This is a genomic window from Streptomyces sp. CBMA123, assembly GCF_014596465.1.
Lineage (GTDB): Bacteria > Actinomycetota > Actinomycetes > Streptomycetales > Streptomycetaceae > Kitasatospora.
Genome location: NZ_MECK01000084.1, coordinates 1 through 18,973 on the forward strand (window position 1 = coordinate 1; position 18,973 = coordinate 18,973).

Below are 18,973 nucleotides of genomic sequence, written 5' to 3' on the forward strand. Positions count from 1 at the left end.
GTGGGCTCGGCCCCGGGCCTGGCAGCCACGACCGGGACGGTCCCGCCCTTCGCCCCGGCCGCGGGCGGCGCCGACTCGGTGCTCGGCGCGACCGAGGCGGGGACGGCCGGGACGGCCGGGACGGCACCCGCACCGGGCGTGGCAGCCGAGGGGACGGCGGGGGCGGAGACGGGAGCGGAGGCGGCGACAGACGCCCCGCCGTTCGTCGGACCGCAGGCCGCGGCACCGACCGCGGCGACGACGACAAGCGGGATGATCTTCACAATACGGCTGATAACGGACGCGCTCATGTGACAGTCCCCCCAAAGGACATGGTGATGATGGTGATGGTGATCCGGCGCCTACTGTCGCCCCGAGGAACCGGCCCGAGCCCCGGCCCCGCCGGTTCGCTCTCCCCGCCTCTCATGGTGATAGACGTCCATCCCCCCGGGGGGTTGCAGCCGGGTTCGAGAAATTTCCGCACCTCCTCCCGGAACGCCGAAAGGCGCCGTGACCAGGGGAGACCTGGCTACGGCGCCTCGACGGCCCGGTTCGGACGGCTACTTCACGACCGTCACCGAGACCGGCTGGTCCTTCAGGACGGTCAGGGGCACCGTGCCGTCGTAGGGCAGCGTCACCTGAACGGCCACCGGCATCGCCCCGGGCCCGTCTGCCGGATCGAGGGCCATCCGGTAGGTCACCGCCTTGCTCTCACCCGGTGCGAGCGAGAACCGGGCCTTCGGGTTCACCATGGCGTAGTCCATGCCGCCCCCCTGCGAAAGCGGGATCTGCACCCAGCCACCGCCGTCCTGGCGCTCCAGCTTGCCCGCGTTCATCTCGAGCATGTCACTCGGCGGCGTCCCGGCGTACCACTTCGTGTACACCAGCGGCTGAAGCTGCGGGTAGGTCTTCTGGCCGGTGTTCCGGTAGGTCACGGTGAAGGTCACCGGGGTGCCGTTGGCGGACACCTTCTGCCCCGCGCCGATGCCGCCGTCGACCGTGATGGCGATGTCCTTCGCGGCCTGGTCGGCCGAGGAGGGGCCCGGGCTCGGCGCCTTGTGGCCGCTCACGTCCAGGCTGTTGACGATCGACGTCAGGCCCGGCTGGTAGTCGCTCTTGAGTCCGTTCGCCACCACGAAGACCTGGTCCGAACTCATCCCCCACAGCTGCGCGCCGAAGGTGTCACCGGGCTTGCAGGTGACGTTCCACTGGGTCTTGTCGATCGTCTTTCCGGCCACGGTGGGCTTGGTCCGCACGGGTGCGCCGACCGAGGAGTAGGGGCCGTCGGGGATGTAGGGCCGGCCCCAGATCGGACAGTTCGGCTGGTGGCCCCAGCCCGCGTCGGCGGTCAGATCGGCCGTCGTCGGCCAGAGGCCGCCGGCGGCGAGCTCGTCCGGACTGTTGTAGGCCACGACCAGGACGCCGTACGGCTCGCACCTCGACTGTGTCCAGTCCTGTTGAGGGTCCGTCGGCGCGCCCGGGCTCAGGACGCAGACCCGGTCGGCCGAGACCGGCACGGCCTTCCAGCCCGCGGGGACCTTGAACTTGACGCCCCGGAGGGTGGACGACGTGGCGGCCCCGGCCGGCGCGCTGCTGGAGGTCTGGGTCGTCGGGGTGGCGTCGGAGAGCGGGGCGTCCGTCTCCGCGTCCTCGGTCGGGGTGGCGTCGGCGGTCGGGGAGGCCGACGGGGAGCCGGACGGGGTGGCCGTCGGGCTCGGGGAGGCGGTGATGCTGGCGGCCGGGGGCGGCGGGGTGGTGTGGTCGGCGACCGGGTTGCCGTGCAGGGTGACCACGCCGATCGCCGCGGCGGCGGCCAGCGCGAGGATCGGCACGGTGGTGAGGTACAGCGGGCGCAAGCGGCGCAGGCGGCCCTTCGGGGGATCGGCCGGGCGCAGGTCGTGGGCGGTGATCAGGGACGTACGGGCGTTCATCGCCTCGCGGAGCAGCCGTTCCGTGGGGGTCTCGGCCGGCCCGTCGCCGTCACCGCCGCCCGGGCGGGGGAACTTGTCGGTCATCGAACCTTCTCCAGGTGCTTTTCCAAGGCGTCCAGGGCCCGGCTGGCGGTGGACTTCACGGCACCCCGGGAGAGCCCCAGGGTCTCGGCTATCTGCGCCTCCGACATGTCGGACCAGTAACGCAGCACCAGCACCTCGCGCTGGCGGGGGGTCAACTCCTGCAGGGCGACGAGCACCCGCCGGTGCTCGTCGTTGAGCACCGCGTGGTCCTCGGCGGAGGGGGCGTCGGCCTCGTGCGGGGGCACGTACTCCCGGGCGGTCTTGCGGCGGCGCAGCATCGAGCGGGCGCCGTTGACCACCGAGGTCCGCAGGTATCCGAGCGCGTTGTCGAGGTCGTCCAGCTGCTCGCCGTGGCGCTGGTAGAGCTGGGTGAAGGCCTCCTGCACGACGTCCTCGGCGAGGTCCTGGTGGTCGACCAGCAGGACGGCCATCCGTACCAGGCCCAGCCGGTGGGCGTGGTACAGGTCGGTCAGGGTGGGCCGGTCCTCGGCGGGCTTGCGGCCGCCGCGCAGCAGCCGGAAGCCGGAGCGGCGCTGCGCCGCCTGCTGGTCGGTGGTGAGCTCGGAGTCCGGCTCACCGGCCTCCTGCGCACCGAGCAGCGCGACGACCACTCCGCGGAACCCGCGGACGGAGAAGCCGTGCCCCCGCCGCGGCGCGGCGAACGGCCCGATGGCCATGGACATGTGCGGTTCTGCTTTCCCCCGGGACGGTGACGGCGTGTCCGCCGGACCGTCAGGCACCTGATCAAGATCGTGATCGGGGAGATCCTCGCAGCCGCGTCCGACCTGATTCCCTCCGCCCCCGTACTGATGGACGTGCGGCGTGGGTGAAGGTTGCAGGGGGATTCGAAAAAAGTTCCGGGGTGGCCGCGAGGGCTACACTCACCGGGATTCCGCCACCCGTGAGCAGGGGGTTCGCATGGCCGAGCAGCACGCCGGGCAGGTCACCGAGCAGATCGCCGGGCAGGTCACCGAGCAGATCGCCGGGCAGGGCGCCGGGCAGGGCGCCGGGCAGGGCGCCGGGCAGGGCGCCGGGCAGATCATCGGGCAGATCACAGGGCAGGGCGCCGAGGACCGGACGGCCCGGCCGCGTCCGGTGGCCGTCAGCATCGGCCGGCGCCCGGAGCCCGTGCACGACGTCGCGGTGTACGCCTTCGAGGGCATGGCCCCGTTCGAACTCGGCGTGGTGGTCGAGGTGTTCGGGCTGGCGCGGCCCGAGCTGGGCGGGCTGCTGGCCGCACCCTGGTACGGGCTGAAGGTGTGCGCGGACCGGCCGGGCACCGCCCTGGACGCGGTGGGCGGCTTCGCACTGACCGCCCGGCACGGGCTGGACGACCTCGCGGCGGCCGACACCGTCATCGTCCCCGGCGTGCGCAGCGCCTTCGCCGGCGTGGTCTCCCCCGGCCTGGTCGAGGCGCTGCGGACGGCGCACGAGCGCGGCGCCCGGATCGTGTCGATCTGCTCGGGCGCCTTCGCGCTGGCCGCCGCCGGGCTACTGGACGGCAAGGAGGCGACCACCCACTGGCGGTACGCCGAGCTGCTCCAGCAGCGGTACCCGCGGGTGCGGGTCAACCCGGACGTGCTCTACGTGGACAACGGCGACGTGCTGACCAGCGCGGGCAGCGCGGCCGGCATCGACCTGTGCCTGCACCTGATCCGCCGGGACCACGGTGCCAAGGTGGCCAACAGCGTGGCCCGGCGCTTCGTGGTGGCCCCGCACCGGGACGGCGGGCAGGCCCAGTTCATCGAGGCGGCGGTCCGGCCGGTCGAGGAGGACGAGGACGGGATCGCCCGCAGCATGCAGTGGGCGCTGGGCCACCTCGCCGACCCGCTGACCGTCTCCGTACTGGCCCGGGCCGCCCGGATGTCGGACCGCTCCTACCTGCGGCACTTCACCGCCCGCAACGGCACCAGCCCGATGCGCTGGGTCGTCACCCAGCGCATCGCGGCCAGTCTGGCGCTGCTGGAGTCGCCGGAGGGGTCGGTGGAGGAGATCGCCGCGGCGGTCGGCTTCGAGAGCGCCGCGACCTTCCGCCACCACTTCGGCCGGGTGATGCGCACCTCGCCGACCGCGTACCGGCGCTCCTTCGGGCGCGGGGTCGCCTGAGGCGCGGAATCGCCCGAGGTACGGGGTCGCCCGAGGTACGGGGTCGCCCGAGGTACGGGGTCACCCGAGGCGTGGGATCACCTGACCCTGGTTACGCCTGCTCGTGCCGGTCGGCGTTGGCGAGGATGGCGTCGTGCAGCCACTGCGCCAGGCCGGCGGTGAGCTCCTCATAGGTGCTGGTCCAGCGCGGGTCCGAGACGTACAGCCCGGCCAGCCCGCGGTGGATGGTGAACGTGCAGTCGTAGAAGTTCTGGCAGATGTGCTGCCGGTGCGCCTCGGCGAGGTCCATGGCCACGGTGCCGTCGGCGGGCTCGCCGGCGGTGACGGCCGCGACCAGGCGGGTGTTGAGCTCGGTCATCTCGCCCTGGATCCGCTGCCAGTCGGCCTTGCCGTAGCCACCGGTGCGGCGCTGGGACTCGGCCCAGGCCTCGGTCCCGCCCCAGCGCTGTTCGGCTTCCTGCTCCCACTCCTCGCGGTAGCCCTCGCCGAAGATCTCGAACTTCTCCTCCGGGGTCAGCTGAATGCCCATCCTGCGTGCCTCCATGGCGTGTTCGACGGCTGTGGCGAGTTCCTGGAGGTGACTGATCCGGTCGGTCAGCAAGCGGTGCTGCCGCCGGAGGTGCTCGGTCGGGCTGACCGAGCCGTCGTCCAGGATCGCCGCGATCTCCTCCAGGGGGAATCCGAGCTCGCGGTAGAACAGGATCTGCTGCAGCCGGTCGAGGTCGGCGTCCACGTACCGGCGGTAGCCGGCCCGGGTGCGGCCCGCGGGGGACAGCAGACCGATCTCGTCGTAGTGGTGCAGGGTACGGACGGTCACCTTGGCGATCTTCGCCACGGCGCCGACCGGGTAGCCCTCGTCCTGGTTCATCCGGAACTCCTCCCTGGTGCTGACCACCACCCTCCGCTCTCACGTGACGTGAGGGTCAAGCCGTTTCGGCGGGAGGCCTGCGCCGGGGGGGCTCAGGTGCCGACCAGCTCCCGCTCGCGCCGCCGGGCCGTCCGACGGCGTCCCGCCCCGCCGCCCTGGGCCGGCGGCCGGGGGCGGCGGGTCTTCTGGGTGGGCCAGAGCAGCACGTACCCGGCGGAGACCACCACGAAGGCGAGCCGGACGAGGCCGCGGGCCGAGTCGGACGGGAGGAGCAGCGTGCCGCCGTACAGGGCGCCCAGCGCGATCCAGCTCCACCACGGGACCAGTCGCTTCTGCCCGACCGCGTCCCAGAGCAGGGTGCCGAGCAGGATCGAGGCCGTGTAGTACGTGTAGACGCTCGGGTCGAGCAGGATCCGGGCGTCCGCGCCGAGCAGCACCACGGCCGGCCAGCGGCCGCGCCAGACGGCCACGCAGCCGAGGCCGATGCCGAGCGCGAACTGGGTCGGGCGGTCCCACCACGGGGTGGCCGGGTCGGTGACCCCGAACCAGCGCAGCGCGGAGGCCGGCTGGTTCGGAATGGTGAACTTGGCGGCCGCCATGGTGTCCAGGTTGCCCAGGTAGAACGGCAGCCAGGCGATCGCGACCAGCAGGCAGAACCACAGCGCGGTGCGCAGCCAGGCGGGCCTGGGCAGGGCCAGCAGCAGCGGGGCGAAGGCGAGTGCCCAGGGTTTGGAGTCCACCGCCAGGGCCAGGAAGAGCGCGACCTGGAAGGGCTTGCCGCGGGCCAGGGCGTGCGCGGCGAGGGTGGTGAAGAACAGCGCGAGGACGTCGTCCAGGTGCGCGAAGCGGACCGACACCTCCACCCACATCGGGATGAACGCCAGCCCGGCGATCAGCAGGCGCTGCTGGAGCCGGCGGTGGTTGATGCCGGTGCCGAGGTAGTACAGGGCGGCGGTGCGGCCGACCAGCACCAGCATCACCAGGCCGAGCCCGGCGCTCACCGCCTCCGCGACCAGCTCCCCGACGTGCGGCGAGAACGGCGCGGTGAGCCGGGCGGCGGCCAGGCTGACCGGGCCGATCTGCAACTCGGGGTGGTGGGCGTAGAGCGAGAGGCCGCCGTCGGGCTGGCTGCTGAACAGCAGCTGCTCGCCCTGGCGCAGGTAGTGCCAGGAGAAGCCTCCGCTGGGCTCCACCAGGAAGAACCAGAGCACCGTCCACGCCGTCAGCAGCACGTGGTGCCTGCGGAGCGGCAGGCCCGCGATCCGACCGGTCGCGGATTCGTAATCGGTGGTGGCCCGTGCCGTGATTTCTCCCTGCACCTGTACCTCTCCGCGCCGTTCCGCCCCCTCCGGCCGGACATCCTATGTGACGGACGGGAACGGCCCGTGCCGCCCGGAGGTTCGTCCAGAGAACGGCCGGGCGGCACGGGGGTGCTTCGGGGAGAGCGACTCGGGTCAGTCCCGGGTCAGCTCTGCTGGCCCGACTTGCGGCGACGCAGCACCACGAGGGTGCCGACACCGGCGACCAGGACGGCGCCACCGGCGGCCGCGAGCGCGGTGGTGTCGTCACCGCCACCGGTGGTGGCGAGGGTCTTGCCCGCGCTGTCGGCGGCGGTCTTGGCCTTGGTGACGACGGCCGGGGTGATCTTCGGCGGGGTGACCTTCGGGATGTCCACCGGGAAGTCGATCGGCTGCTGGGCGTCGGTGCTGCTGCCGGACGGGGCCGGGGTGGCGGTCGCGCCGGAGTCGGTCGGGGAGGCGGACGGCGAGGCGGTGCCGGTGGCCGGGGTGGTCGGCGTGGTCGGGGCCGGGGTGGTCGGGGCCGGGGTGGTCGGCGCCGTGGTGGGGGTCCCCGTCGTGGTGGCCGTGGGCGACGCGGTGGTGGTCGGGGTCGGCTTGCCGGTCTTGGTCGGGGTGGGGGTCGGGCTGGGCTTGCCGCCGCCACCGGCCTTGATCGTGAAGCCGGCGCCCTTGATCCCGTCGCAGCTGAAGTGGCCGTTGTCGGACTCGTCGTCGGCGTTGGCCGAGAAGACCACCGGTACGACTCCGGCCTTGCCCAGCGGGGTGTCCTTGGTGAAGGAGACCCGGACGTCGATGTCGATCTGCTTGCCCGGGGCGAGGTAGAGCAGCGCGTCGTCGGCGGGGCCGCCGTCGTTCACGCCGCCGAGCAGGATCAGCACCGCGCTGTCGTCGCCGTCACCGCCACCGGGCGCGATCGAGCCGGTCCGCCAGGTGCCGCCGCCGGGCAGGCCCGCCGGCAGCTGGTACTCGACCTTGAGGTCCTTCGCCTTGAGCGTGCCGGCCTTGTTCTTGAACTTCAGCAGCGGGAAGGCGACGAAGTCGTTCTTGGCCGAGTTCTGGATCCGGTAGGAGAAGACGCGGGCGTCGCCGCCGGCGACGAAGGTGTCCGGGACGCCACGCACCGAGAGGTCGAGGCTCTGGTGCTTCGCCTGCTCGGCCTGGGCGGCGGACGGGGCGGCGGCGGACGGGGCGCCGGTGGAGCCGACGGCCATGGCGCCCTGGGCGCCGGTCAGCACGAGCGAGGAGGTGAGCGCGGCGACGCCGGCCAGGGCAAGACTGCGACGTATGGACAAAGAGACCTCACGGAAGTGTCCGGGCGAGGCCCGGGGCGCGAGGGGGCGGCCGTAGACGCCGCAGGACCCCCCGCGAAGCTGAAAGTCCGACGGAGAGTACCGAACGATCCGGCCACTCCGGAAGGCAGGTGCCGCGTTGTGACCTACGGACGCGGCCGGCGCGCCCGAATCGCCCAACTCCGTCCGGGGACAGGGCTTTTGCGTCGCGTCAAAGATGACCACAGAGTGACGGGTACACGTCCGGGAGGACGGTATCGCATGGCCCTGGATGGCCGGAATGCGTCCGTCTTCGGCGCGGGCCCGAACCGGCCGGGCGTGGGCCGACCGACTGGGGTCGGGTCGGTCGGCCCAGCTGCGTCGGCTCAGCCCGGTCGGGTCAGCCCGTGAAGAAGGACTTGGCCGCGATCAGCGCCTGCTCGTCGCGCAGGACGTCCCCCGGGCGGGTGCCGTTGCCGATCAGCGCGCCGCCCCAGCGCATCCCCATGTACTCGGCGGTCAGCTTGAGCGTGCCGATCAGCGGCTCGGCGTCGTCCGCCGTACCGGCCAGGACGGTGACGTCCCACAGCGTGTGCCCGCTCATCCCGGCGCGGAAGTCCAGCCCGGGCACCCGGAACCAGGCCGACCAGTAGTCGAGGTAGAGCTTGGCGGTGGTCGGCATCGTGTACCAGTACAGCGGCGCGACGAAGACCAGGTCGGTGGCCGCCAGGGTGGCCTCCAGCAAGGTCCGCTCGGGCCGACCGGCTCCGGGTAGCGGCCGTCACCGGTGTGCCGCAGGTCCTGGAAGGGCGGCAGCGGGTGGTCGGCGAGCCGCAGCCAGTGCTGCTCCGCACCCTCCGGAAGGCTCGACTCGGCGGCCAGCCGGGCGAGTTGTTCGGTGTTGCCGCCGACGCGCGAGCTGGCGTCGACGAACAGGAAACGGCGTGGCGCCTCGGCGCCGGACGGCTGGTCGGTCATCGGTACTCCCCCGGTCGGGTGCTACGGGCAGAGGGGTGAGCACCCGCCGTGCGCCGGGTATTCCGCGCCCGCGCCCCGACCAGGGGTCATGCGCTCCGTTCCGGGTTCCGGCCGGTCAGGACGAGGGCCGCGCCGGCAGTCCGGCCCGGCGGCGGGCGACCTCGGCGACGGCGGCCCAGTCCTTGTCCCCGTCGCCGTGCGCCAGCGCGTCCAGGAAGGCGTCCCGCAGGATGCCGCCGAACGGCAGCGGCACATGGCGCGCGGCCCCGGCGTCCAGGGCCAGACCGACGTCCTTGAGGCCGAGCGGCAGCCGGAACCCGGCCGGCTCGTAGCGTCGTTCGGCCACCATCGAGCCGTAGCCGGAGTAGACCGGCCCGGGGAAGAGCGTGCCGGTGAGCATCTCCACCAGGTCGGTCGGCCGTACGTCGTGGGACTCGGCCAGGCTGCACGCCTCGGCCATCGACTCGATCGCGCAGGCCAGCAGGAAGTTGGTGCTGATCTTGGCGGTGTTGGCCTGCCGGGGGCGGTCGCCGAAGTGCCAGGTGCGCTCGCCCATCGCGGCGAACAGCGGCTCGGCCCGGTCCAGCAGTTCGGGCGCGCCCGCGACCAGGATGTTGAGCTTCCCCGCCGCCGCGACCGGGGGCCGGCCGAGGACGGGCGCGGCGACGTAGCCGATGCCGTGCTCGACGTGCAGCTCCTCGGCGCGCTCGGCCAGCGCGAGCGAGACGGTGGCCATGTTGACGTGCAGGGTCGCCGTGGCGCCGGCCAGCAGCTCGGGGTCGAGCAGCAGCCGCTCGACCGCCTGGTCGTTGGCCAGCATGGAGACCACCGTGTCGGCGGCGAACACCTCGGCGAGCGAACCGGCCGCCTCGGCGCCCTGGGCCACCAGAGCGGCCACCGGCTCGGGCGAGCGGTTCCAGACCCGTACGGTGTGGCCGGCCCGCAGCAGGCTGCCGGCCATGCCCTGCCCCATCGCGCCCAGCCCCACGAAACCGACCGTCGACCCGCTCATCCGCGCACTCCCGTCGCCGCAGCCATCCGTACGTACGTTGGTTCGTCCGGGGCCGACTGTACGTCAGGGAATGGCCGGGGCCGGGAGCGCGTCACGGCGGCCCGGCGCTGCGAACGGTCCGGCGGCTCTGGCGGGTCGGACACGCCTTGTGCGACTCATGCGCCTCAGCGGCCCATGCGCTCAGCGACTCATGCGCTCAGCGACTCATGCGACGCGGGCCGGGCGGCGGATCCGGGTGGTGGCGGCCCCGCGCTCCAGCTCGGTGACCACACGGTGACGGAGCAGCTCGTACTGGGCCTGGAGCCGGCCGGGACGGGCCGGGCGGGCCACCGGGCGGCCGGGGCCGACCAGCTCCCCCGGGCCGAACTGCTCGCGGGTGAGGTCGATCTCGAAGCCGGTGGCGAAGCGGTTCCACCAGTGGAGGTCCGTCCGGACCCCGTCGACGTGGACCTCGCCCATCATCAGCTCGCCACCGAGCAGGTCGTGCACCACCATGGCCGTCACACCGCACTGGCCGCGGGCGGGATTGTCGGGACGCCAGTGGGCCAGGTCCTCGGGCGCACAGGTGTCCAGACCCCAGGAGGAGCGGATCGCACGTTCGATGTCGTTGAGGGTCCACGCCGTCATACCGGGAAGCCTGCCACGCGGCACTGACAACGACACCGGCTTTTCCAAGGGTCATCGCCTGTTCTGCGGCGCCCCTCCCCTTGTTCACCCGAACGAGGACACCGGGGGCCCGTCGGAGGGGAGTACCGGGGGTGGTGGGGGCGGGAGTTCGCCCGGCGGCGGCTCTCCGGAACTGCGCCCGGTGGCGCGTCCGGAGGCACGTCCGGAGGCACGTACGCAGGCGGCTCCGGCGGCACGTACGCAGGCGGCTCCGGCCGGTCGGCCGCGGGGGCGGGCCGACCGGCCGGGGTGCGTCACTTCGCCAGTGCGGCGACGCCGGCCTGCGCGAACTGCTCGTCCAGGTCGCCGCTGGGCGCGCCCGCGACGCCGATCGCCGCGACCGGAGCGCCCTTGGACTGCACCGGGGCGCCGCCGGCCAGGAACAGCGTGCCCGGGATGTCCTTCAGGTTCGGGGCCTGGGCCAGCCGCTTGGCCAGCTCCGAGGTCGGGGCGTTCCAGGAGACCGCCGTGAAGGCCTTGCGCTCGGCCGACTCCGGGGCCTGCGGGCCGGCGCCGTCGCCCTTGAGCAGGACACGGGTGACGCCGTCCCGGTCGACCACGGCGACCGAGACGTGCTGGCCGGCCTTGGTCGCCGCGTCCAGGGCAGCCTGGGCGGCGCGGGTGGCGGCGTCGATGTTCAGGCCGGTGCTCTGGGCGAGGTTCCTGTTCTGCGTGTCGGCCTTCACCGCGGCCGGCGCGGCCGACGCGGCCGGGATCTCGGTGGTCTCGGCGCTGGCCGAGACGGCGCCCACGCCGGCGGCGGCGAGCGCGGCGACGGCGACGGTGCCGGTCAGCACCCGGGTGCGCACGGAGGTCTTCTTCATGGTCCAGCTCCTCAACTCAACGGGTTCGCGGGGATCGCGGGGATCTGTTCGCGGGATCTGCGGGTTCTGCGGGGCCCGCAGCGGGTCCGGGGGCCCCGGGCGGCGGGTCCCGGATGTCGGGGGCCGGGGCGGCGGGGGGACCGCCCGGCTCTGCTTCGATCCTCCGGCCGGACCGGGGCGCGCGGCATCGACGGTCCGGCGCGACCGTCCGGGCAGGATGGGGGACGGCGCCGTCAACCGATCGGCTGATGCGGGACCAGGCCGGACGGGTCACCATCGAGGGATCGGCGCAGGTCAGTGAGCCGGTCGCGGCCCACCTCCGCCGCGCCCGACCGAGCACCGTGCAGAGCCCGTAGCGCCAGGAGCCACCCGTGCAGCAGCCCCGCCCGCCCGCCTTCCCGCCCCGCGGCGGGCCCGACGCCGGGGACCCGGACACCGGCCGGCTGGCGCTGCTGCTGGACTCCGCCTTCCTGCTGCTGCTCGCGGCGGCGCTCAGCCGCTACCTCACCCACCACGCCGGCAGCCCCTGGATCCCCTGGGTGATCGGACTGAGCGCCGCGCTGGCCGTCGCCCAGCCGGCCGCCTCCTGGCTCGACCACCGCCGCCCGGCCGCGCCGGGCCGTCCGCGCCGGTGGCCGTCGGCGCTGGTGGTCGCGCTCTGGGTGGTGCTGGTGCTGCTGGCGCCGAGCTTCGCCTGGTGCGCCGTCCCGCTGATCTACACCGCGCTGCGGGCGCTGCCCGCACGGGCGGCGATCCCGCTGGTGGCGGCCCTGACGCTGCTGGTGGTGATCGCCGAGATCCGGCTGCCCGGCACCGCGGACGCCACCCTCGTCCTGCTGCCGCCCACCGTGGCCGCGCTGGCCACCGGGGTGTTCCTGTTCATGGCCCGGCAGGCCGCCCGGCAGCGGGCGCTGATCTCCGACCTGGTCCGCACCCGGCGCGAACTCGCCGCCACCGAACGGCGGGAGGGCACCCTCGCCGAGCGCGAGCGGCTGGCGATGGAGATCCACGACACCCTGGCGCAGGGGCTGTCCAGCCAGCAGATGCTGCTGCAGGCCGCCGACCGCACCTGGGACGCCGACCCGGCGACCGCCCGTACCCACGTCCGCACCGCCGCCGAGGTCGCCGCCCGCAACCTCGCCGAGGCCCGCCGCTTCGTCCACGACCTCGCCCCGGCCGAACTCGCCGACGGTGGCACCCTCGACCGGGCGCTGCGGGCGCTCGCCGAGCGGGAGTCCGCGGAGAGCGGGCTGCCGGTCCGCTTCCACCTGGACGGCACGCCCGTCCCGCTGCCCGCGGCCGCGCAGTCCGCGCTGCTGCGGATCGCCCAGGGCGCGCTGGCCAACGTCCGGGAGCACGCCGGGGCCTCGGCGGCCGCGATCACGCTGTCCTTCCTGGGCGACCAGGCCGTGCTGGACATCGCCGACGACGGCCAGGGCTTCGACCCCGCCGCGGACGACCGGCGCACCGCCGGCGGCGCACGCGGGTACGGGCTGCCGGCCATGCGTGCCCGGCTGCGGCAGCTGGGTGGCACGCTGACCGTGGAGAGCACCCCCGGCGAAGGCACCGTCGTCTCCGCCGCGATCCCCCTGGAGCACCGATGAACGCGATCCCCGTCCGGTTGCTGGTCTGCGACGACCACGCGGTGGTCCGGGCGGGCCTGTTGGCGCTGCTCGCCAGCGCGGGCGACGTCGAGGTGGTCGGCGAGGCGAGCACCGGGGAGGAGGCGGTCGCGCTGGCCGCCGAGCTGGCGCCGCAGGTCGTGCTGATGGACCTCCAACTCGGCGACGGCATCGACGGGGTGGAGGCCACCCGGCGGATCACCGCCGCCCCGGGCGGACCGCACGTCCTGGTGCTCACCACTTACGACACCGACGCCGACATCACCCGGGCCATCGCCGCGGGCGCCACCGGCTACCTACTGAAGGCCGAACGGCCGGAGGAACTGTTCGCCGCCGTCCACGCCGCCGCGCAGGGCCGGACGGTGCTCTCGCCGCCGGTCGCCTCCCGGGTGATGGCGCAGATGCGGGCGCCCGCGCCGCAGCTCACCGAGCGGGAGCAGGACATCCTCGAACAGCTGGCGCAGGGGCTGGGCAACCGGGAGATCGCCCGGGCGCTGTTCATCAGCGAGGCGACGGTGAAGACCCACCTGGGGCGGATCTACGACAAGTTGGGCGTGGACACCCGGGCCGGCGCGGTGGCCGTGGCCAAGGAGCGCCGGCTGCTGCGCTGAGCGCGCCTTCCGGAATTGACGGATCCGTCACTGCGCTGGGCACTCGCGCGGTGTCACTCCGTGCTGCCATCATGCATGGAATGTCGGATTCCAGGTCGGGCGTTCCTCGCGCCCGGGGTGGACGGCACGACCGCACGCCACCCTGACGAGCCCACAACTGCCTGGTGGGACGCCCATCACACCGACCCGACCACATCGCCATGATTGTGGATTTTTCGTGGATCTCACTATTGACAAACCAACCACGCGGTTTGTTAGCGTGAGACCACGACGTCCCCGGGGGTGGGGGCTCGCCGGGGTCTGTGCGGAACGCTCTCGCCGGAGGGTGATGCCAGGGGGGAACGGCGGGACTGCCGGGGGGTGTCGGGGGGAGCGGCAGCGCCGAAGCCGCGCGACGAGGCGGCGTGGAGCGAGTCCGGGGGGACTCGCTCCACGCCTCCCCCGTGACCCGCCCCCGCCCGGTCAGACCAGCGCGCTCCAGTACGCGCAGTACACATGGGGCAGCGGCGCCGGGTCGGGCTCACCGGCCCCCGGCAGCGTGGGGATCCGCTCCGAACAGGCCACCCCGAGCAGACTCGCGGTCAGCCGGATGTCGCCGAACTCGCCGAAGCAGAGCACCAGTCGGGAACCGTCCGGGGTGGTGGCGGCCACTCCGGGGCGGTCCTGCCCGGCGTTCAGCGAGGTGATCGTCCACCCGCGCCGCCGCCACTGTCGCTCCACCACCGCCGCCAACTCCCGCCGCCGGCCCGGCGATACGACGGTGAGCAGATCCCGTCCGCGGGTGACGTACCAGAGCACCTCGGGCCCCCGTCGCCCCGGAGCCGACAGCCGCACCCCGGCCCGCGGCACCGTCTCCTGCCAGACCGGCGCCGGCCGGACGGCGTCCATGGTGTCCCGGAGCAGGGTCTCGCAGTGCTCCGCCGCGTCGAGTTGACCGATCGTCACATCCGGGGCCAGCACCGGCCACCAGTCCGGCGCGGCCGACGCGCCGCCGCGGAAGCCGTCCGGGCATCCGAGGTTCAGTTCGGCACCACCTGACTGCACAGGGCCCTCCGTACTCCTCCCGGCGTTCAACCCGGGCAGGCATTCCGTCACTGGTTGGACGGTGGCCGGGCACGGACAGTTCCGCAACCGGCCCACTCCGAATTGCACTGCACGGTGCAGTTGAATCACTAATCTGCACCGTGTAGTTTACTTCTCATGCCGCCAGGGCCCGCCAAGGACCACCGAGGCCCCGGCAGGACCAGACCAGGAGGAACCACGCCATGCCCACCATCACCGTCGGCACCGCCCGCATCCCCTACCGCATCGTCGGCGACGCCCCCGACACCCTCGTCCTGGTCCACGGCACCGGCCCCGGCTCCGGCATGTGGGACGGCCTGCTCGACTCCTTCACCGACCGCTACACCGTGCTGCTGCCCGACCTCTCCGGCAGCGAAGCCGCCGAGGACGACGGCGGCCCGCTCACCCTGGAGTCCCTCGCCGAGCAGGTCAACGCCGTGATCGACGACGCCGACCGCGGCCCCGTCGACCTCCTCGGCTTCTCACTCGGCGCCGTCATCGCCACCGCGGCCGCTGCCCAGCGCCCCGACCAGGTCCGCCGCCTGGTCGCCGCGGCCGGCTGGATCAGCGCCGAACAGGACGAGTACCTGCGGCTCTCGATGGCCACCTGGCTCTCCCTCGCCGACCACCCCACCGCCTTCGGCGGCTACGCCACCCTCACCGCCTTCAGCCGCGGCTTCCTCGACGGCATCGGCCGCGAGGCCGTCGAGGCCAACACCGCCTACATGCGGCCGACCCCGGGCACCCTGCGCCACATCGCCCTCGACCTCGCCCTGGACCTCACCCCGCACCTCCCCCACGTCCAGGCCCCCACCCTGGTGATCGGCTGCACCCAGGACGCCACCATCCCGGTCGAGAACGCCCGCCGCCTCCACGCCGCACTCCCCACCAGCACCTACACCGAGCTCGACACCGGCCACATCGCCCTCGTCGAACAGCCCGCCGCCTTCACCAAGACCGTCCGCGACTTCCTCGCCACCACCTGACCCGGCCCCACCCCCGGCCGCAGCCCAAAACAAAGAAGCCGCAGGTCGGATGACCTGCGGCTTTCTGCATGGAGCGGGCGACGAGAATCGAACTCGCGCTCTAAGCTTGGGAAGCTCATGTTCTACCATTAAACTACGCCCGCCTGATGAGCCGTCAGAGACCGCTCGATCCAGTGTCACTGTACCCCATCCGTGACTGTGGTTGCACGGCCGGTCCGGGGCCGTGGCGGAGCCGGGTGGGGGGTGGGCGGGGGCGTACTGTTTGGGCCGCGTGTGAGTGCTCCGGTGGGCGTGGGGTCGGGGCGGCGAGCCATGGTGTGGAATGTCCGGAACATCCCCTAATGTGACGCTGTCCCGGGGCCTGGCCGCCGGGGCGCGATGAGTACGGGTGAGTACTGGTTAGGGATGGGAAGGGGATCGATGGAGCAGCGCGCCGTCGTTCGTTGTGCCGAGGGGCACCTGTTCAGCACCACCACGTTCCCGATGCAGAACCTCGGCCCCGGGCGACTCGGGCCCGGACGGTTGATCCGCTGTCCGCAGTGCGGACGGCTCCGGAGCTCGGTGCTGGCCGACGTGCGGGAGCTGTCGACGGCCCAACTGGCGCAGGCGATGCGGCTGGAGGCCGCCGAGTTCCTGGCCTGACGGCCGGCGGGAGGACACCCGGGGCCCCGGACGGATTCGTCCGGGGCCCCGTCGTGCACGTAACCTCGAAGCGTGCTGCTCTCTGACAAGGACATCCGGACCGAAATCGACCTGGGCCGGGTCGTCGTCGACCCGTTCGACCCGGCGATGATCCAGCCGTCGAGCATCGACGTGCGCCTCGACCGCTTCTTCCGCGTGTTCGAGAACCACAAGTACCCGCACATCGACCCCTCCGAGGAGCAGCCGGACCTGACCCGGCTGGTCGAGCCGGACGGCGACGAGGCGTTCATCCTGCACCCGGGCGAGTTCGTGCTGGCCTCGACGTACGAGGTCATCACGCTGCCCGACGACGTGGCCTCCCGACTGGAGGGCAAGTCGAGCCTGGGCCGGCTGGGCCTGCTCACCCACTCCACCGCGGGCTTCATCGACCCCGGCTTCAGCGGCCACGTGACGCTGGAGCTGTCGAACGTCGCGACGCTGCCGATCAAGCTCTTCCCGGGGATGAAGATCGGGCAGCTGTGCCTGTTCCGGCTCTCCTCGCCGTCGGAGCACCCGTACGGTTCCGAGCGCTACGGCTCGCGCTACCAGGGCCAGCGCGGTCCGACGCCGTCCCGCTCGTACCTGAACTTCCACCGCAGCGAGGTCTGACCGCACCACGACGGAGTGCAAGCACGGCGGGCGGCCGTCCCCTCGAAGGGGGATGGCCGCCCGCGGCGTTTCCACGGCCCGCCCGTCGGGCCGCTTGGGGCATCAGGCCCGCCTGGGGTGTCAGGCCCGCTTGGGGCTGGTGACCGCGACCAGCTCGGCGCCGTCCTCGGACAGCCGCAGTTCGGTGCGCAGCTCGGCGAGCTCGCCGAGGTGGTGCAGGTGGGTGCCGCCGCAGAAGATCCGCGCGCCGCCCTCGGGCAGCTCGCAGTGCCACTGGCGGCGGGCTGTCAGCTCGGGGCCGGGGACCTCGATCCGGACCGGAGCGTCGGCCGCGACCCAGGCGGCGAGCCGGGCGTTGACGGCCTCGGTGAGGGCGGGCAGGGCGTCGGCGAGGGCGGGGAACTCCTCGGTGGCGTCGACGGTGAAGCCCTTCTTCTTCAGCGACTTGCCGAGCCGGTAGGTGTCCGTGCTGGCCTCGGTGTCCATCACCGAACTCGCCATGGCGAGGCTGTCGAAGTCGGGGTTGCCGAAGGCGTCCGAGCGGCCCGGGTCCTTGCGCCAGCGCGGGGCGAGCGCGGCGTTGAGGGCGAGGGCGAGCAGGTGGCACCCGCTGTGCGAGGCGCTCAGGGCGGCCCGGCGCCCGGCGTCGACGGTGAGCACGGCAGTGCGGCCGGTGAGGTCCCCGGGGTCGGCGGCGAGGACGTGCAGCACCAGCCAGGACCACTCCTCGTCCCCGCGCTTGACCGGGATCTCGGCGCCGACCAGCGGCGCGCCGCCGTCCGGGCCGACCGCGCCGGTGAGGCAGTCCACCACGGCCAGTTCGGTGCCGTCGACGGTGAGGGTGCCGTGGTCGGCCGGCTGGTCGGGCCAGGTGTGGTCGAGCGGGTGGAACGGGGTGGCCGCGGTCACCACCGCGTACCGACCGTCCGCCAGCGGGTGCACCGCCAGCACCGGCGACTCTCCGGTCACCGCCCCGGCCGGGAAGCTGACGTGGGTGGTGGGGAGGGTCATGGCTGGCTCCGGTACTGGTGGAGGAACAAGAACGAACGGGAACGGGCGGGGACAAACGGGAACGAGCGGGAACAGGCGGAAGCGGACGGGAAGGCGACAGTGGGCGGCCCCGGGCCTTCCGGCCGGATCCGCCCACCATTCTGCCTGCCGGCCCCCGGCCCGGTCCCGGGAGCCCGATCAGCCCAGCGTCGGCAGCTTGATCAGCACCAGCAGCGCGAGCAGCTGCACCGCCGAGGCGGCCGCCGCCTTGCCCCAGGGCAGATCGTGCACCCGCCGGACCATGCTGGTCAGCAGGTACGCGCAGAGCCCCCAGGTGGCCCAGCCGGCCACCTGGACGACCATGCTGCCGGAGGGCAGCACCAGGTCGAGCAGCAGCCGGGGCGCGTCGGTCAGCCAGCCGATCAACGCGGCCAGGCCGACCGTGGACTTCCACGGGCCGTCGCCGCCGAGCTGGCGGGCCAGCGCGTAGGTGACCGCGCCGAAGACCGTGCCGGCCAGCGTGAAGCCGATGGCGGCGGCGAGCAGGCCGGTCAGGGCCACTGAGAAGGTCGAGTTGACGATGTCGTCGTGGGTCAGCCCGAGGCCGAGCACCGCGAGCACGCCGTACGTCAGCGAGACGGTGAGGGCGGGCAGCCAGACCTGGTGGTCCCGGGTGCGGTCGAAGATCGCGGTCGGGGTGCGGAAGATGCCGACGAACAGCTCGCGCCACTGCGGCCGGGGCCCGCTGACGTGCGGGGCCGACTGGCCGCCGGCGCGGTAGACGGTGACGTTGTCCTGGCCGTACGGGGGCTGGTCCGGGCCGCCGCCGTACAGGGGCTCCTGGCCGTACGGCGGCTGCTGCCCGTAGCCGCCGTCGTCGTACGGGCCCGGGCCGGGGGGCCGGCCGTACTGGCCGTAGTGGCCGTGGTCCTGGCCGTGCTGCGGCGGCTGCCCGTACGGGTCGCCGACCGGGAAGGCCCGGGTGTCGCCGGGCCGGTCGGCCGGGTACGGGTCGTACCCGTCGCCGACGGTGCCCCCGGGACCCCCGGGACCACCAGGCCTGCCAGGACCCCCGGGCCCGCCGGCCGCCACCGTCGGGTGCGCGGCCGTGAAGTACTCGGGCCCGTCCACGGGCCCGTCCGTCCGCCCGTACCCCCCGGGCGCCGCCGCCGGCGGCGGCGGAGGGGCCGGCCATCCGCCGTGCGGACGGTCGGCGCCCTGACCGCTGTCGTATCGATTACCAGCCACGCTCCGAAGGTACCCGTCCGGCCCAGTGCGCGTCGGCCCCGGACGAAGCCGGGGCCGGTTTGCAGCGAGCCTGAGACGAACGGGTCCGAAAGTCGTCCGCGCGGCCGTGCGGGGGCGAGGGGCGGCTACCGCTGGGCGCTGACCGAC

At 73.5% G+C, this 18,973-nt stretch carries 18 protein-coding genes, 1 tRNA gene and 1 pseudogene; 6 read left to right on the forward strand and 14 right to left on the reverse strand.

The genetic code is table 11. From position 1 onward, the window contains the following. From BG452_RS45525 to BG452_RS12450, 3 genes and pseudogenes are all read right to left on the reverse strand, one after another. Positions 1 to 290: pseudogene (locus tag BG452_RS45525) on the reverse strand (hypothetical protein); the annotation flags it as partial. A 249-nt stretch (positions 291 to 539) separates the two neighbouring features. Then, positions 540 to 1,994, reverse strand: coding sequence for a hypothetical protein (locus BG452_RS12445; RefSeq protein WP_188304324.1), 1,455 nt, complete (start codon positions 1,992 to 1,994; stop codon positions 540 to 542). Further along, on the reverse strand, positions 1,991 to 2,677 hold the full coding sequence (locus BG452_RS12450; protein WP_223242120.1) for an RNA polymerase sigma factor: 687 nt from the start codon (positions 2,675 to 2,677) through the stop codon (positions 1,991 to 1,993). Before BG452_RS12450 ends, BG452_RS12445 begins: the two co-directional genes overlap by 4 nt. A 235-nt stretch (positions 2,678 to 2,912) precedes the next feature. On the opposite strand from BG452_RS12450, the gene BG452_RS12455 reads away from it, so the two are divergent. Further along, entirely contained in the window at positions 2,913 to 4,100 is a 1,188-nt protein-coding gene (locus tag BG452_RS12455; RefSeq protein WP_223242121.1) for a helix-turn-helix domain-containing protein, read from the forward strand. A gap of 91 nt (positions 4,101 to 4,191) precedes the next feature. Here BG452_RS12455 and BG452_RS12460 read toward each other — a convergent pair whose 3' ends face one another. The 7 genes from BG452_RS12460 to BG452_RS12490 all read right to left on the reverse strand — a co-directional run bounded on the left by BG452_RS12460 (position 4,192) and on the right by BG452_RS12490 (position 11,017). Then, positions 4,192 to 4,968 carry a MerR family transcriptional regulator gene (locus tag BG452_RS12460; RefSeq protein WP_188304325.1) on the reverse strand — a complete coding sequence of 259 codons (777 nt, stop codon included), beginning with the start codon at positions 4,966 to 4,968 and terminating at the stop codon, positions 4,192 to 4,194. Between the two features lie 92 nt (positions 4,969 to 5,060). Continuing rightward, positions 5,061 to 6,287, reverse strand: coding sequence for a hypothetical protein (locus BG452_RS12465; RefSeq protein WP_411292940.1), 1,227 nt, complete (start codon positions 6,285 to 6,287; stop codon positions 5,061 to 5,063). Between the two features lie 146 nt (positions 6,288 to 6,433). Next, the gene (locus BG452_RS12470; RefSeq protein ID WP_188304326.1) at positions 6,434 to 7,561 is read right to left on the reverse strand and encodes an LPXTG cell wall anchor domain-containing protein; all 1,128 of its coding nucleotides are present in this window, start codon (positions 7,559 to 7,561) and stop codon (positions 6,434 to 6,436) included. Between the two features lie 376 nt (positions 7,562 to 7,937). Then, positions 7,938 to 8,282 carry an NAD(P)H-dependent oxidoreductase gene (locus BG452_RS47640; RefSeq protein ID WP_317621008.1) on the reverse strand — a complete coding sequence of 115 codons (345 nt, stop codon included), beginning with the start codon at positions 8,280 to 8,282 and terminating at the stop codon, positions 7,938 to 7,940. Positions 8,283 to 8,630: 348 nt separating this feature from the next. After that, positions 8,631 to 9,527 (reverse strand): NAD(P)-dependent oxidoreductase, encoded by an 897-nt coding sequence (locus BG452_RS12480; RefSeq protein WP_188304327.1) that lies wholly within the window; start codon positions 9,525 to 9,527, stop codon positions 8,631 to 8,633. A 204-nt stretch (positions 9,528 to 9,731) separates the two neighbouring features. Then, entirely contained in the window at positions 9,732 to 10,154 is a 423-nt protein-coding gene (locus BG452_RS12485) for a hypothetical protein (RefSeq protein ID WP_188304328.1), read from the reverse strand. 293 nt (positions 10,155 to 10,447) lie between these two features. Further along, positions 10,448 to 11,017 carry a GlcG/HbpS family heme-binding protein gene (locus BG452_RS12490; protein WP_188304329.1) on the reverse strand — a complete coding sequence of 190 codons (570 nt, stop codon included), beginning with the start codon at positions 11,015 to 11,017 and terminating at the stop codon, positions 10,448 to 10,450. Between the two features lie 371 nt (positions 11,018 to 11,388). Between BG452_RS12490 and BG452_RS12495 the strand changes: the two genes are divergently transcribed. Together BG452_RS12495 and BG452_RS12500 are read left to right on the forward strand one after the other, a co-directional pair. Then, entirely contained in the window at positions 11,389 to 12,621 is a 1,233-nt protein-coding gene (locus BG452_RS12495; protein WP_188304330.1) for a sensor histidine kinase, read from the forward strand. Then, complete coding sequence (locus BG452_RS12500) at positions 12,618 to 13,250, forward strand: response regulator (RefSeq protein WP_188304331.1); 633 nt, start codon at positions 12,618 to 12,620, stop codon at positions 13,248 to 13,250. Before BG452_RS12495 ends, BG452_RS12500 begins: the two co-directional genes overlap by 4 nt. A 462-nt stretch (positions 13,251 to 13,712) precedes the next feature. On the opposite strand, the gene BG452_RS12505 is transcribed toward BG452_RS12500, so the two are convergent. Then, positions 13,713 to 14,294 (reverse strand): hypothetical protein, encoded by a 582-nt coding sequence (locus BG452_RS12505; RefSeq protein WP_188304332.1) that lies wholly within the window; start codon positions 14,292 to 14,294, stop codon positions 13,713 to 13,715. A 221-nt stretch (positions 14,295 to 14,515) separates the two neighbouring features. Between BG452_RS12505 and BG452_RS12510 the strand changes: the two genes are divergently transcribed. Further along, positions 14,516 to 15,298 (forward strand): alpha/beta fold hydrolase, encoded by a 783-nt coding sequence (locus tag BG452_RS12510; protein WP_188304333.1) that lies wholly within the window; start codon positions 14,516 to 14,518, stop codon positions 15,296 to 15,298. Positions 15,299 to 15,367: 69 nt separating this feature from the next. On the opposite strand, the gene BG452_RS12515 is transcribed toward BG452_RS12510, so the two are convergent. Beyond that, positions 15,368 to 15,441, reverse strand: a tRNA-Gly gene (locus BG452_RS12515). 277 nt (positions 15,442 to 15,718) lie between these two features. Here BG452_RS12515 and BG452_RS12520 point away from each other — a divergent pair. Together BG452_RS12520 and dcd are read left to right on the forward strand one after the other, a co-directional pair. Beyond that, complete coding sequence (locus tag BG452_RS12520) at positions 15,719 to 15,940, forward strand: hypothetical protein (protein WP_188304334.1); 222 nt, start codon at positions 15,719 to 15,721, stop codon at positions 15,938 to 15,940. A gap of 72 nt (positions 15,941 to 16,012) precedes the next feature. Next, entirely contained in the window at positions 16,013 to 16,588 is a 576-nt protein-coding gene (gene dcd, locus BG452_RS12525) for a dCTP deaminase (protein ID WP_188304335.1), read from the forward strand. A 120-nt stretch (positions 16,589 to 16,708) separates the two neighbouring features. Here dcd and BG452_RS12530 read toward each other — a convergent pair whose 3' ends face one another. Further along, positions 16,709 to 17,599: a metal-dependent hydrolase gene (locus BG452_RS12530; protein WP_188304336.1), complete on the reverse strand. Its 891-nt coding sequence runs from the start codon at positions 17,597 to 17,599 to the stop codon at positions 16,709 to 16,711. Between the two features lie 177 nt (positions 17,600 to 17,776). After that, positions 17,777 to 18,709 (reverse strand): Yip1 family protein, encoded by a 933-nt coding sequence (locus tag BG452_RS47645; RefSeq protein ID WP_188304337.1) that lies wholly within the window; start codon positions 18,707 to 18,709, stop codon positions 17,777 to 17,779. Positions 18,710 to 18,973 lie beyond the last annotated feature (264 nt).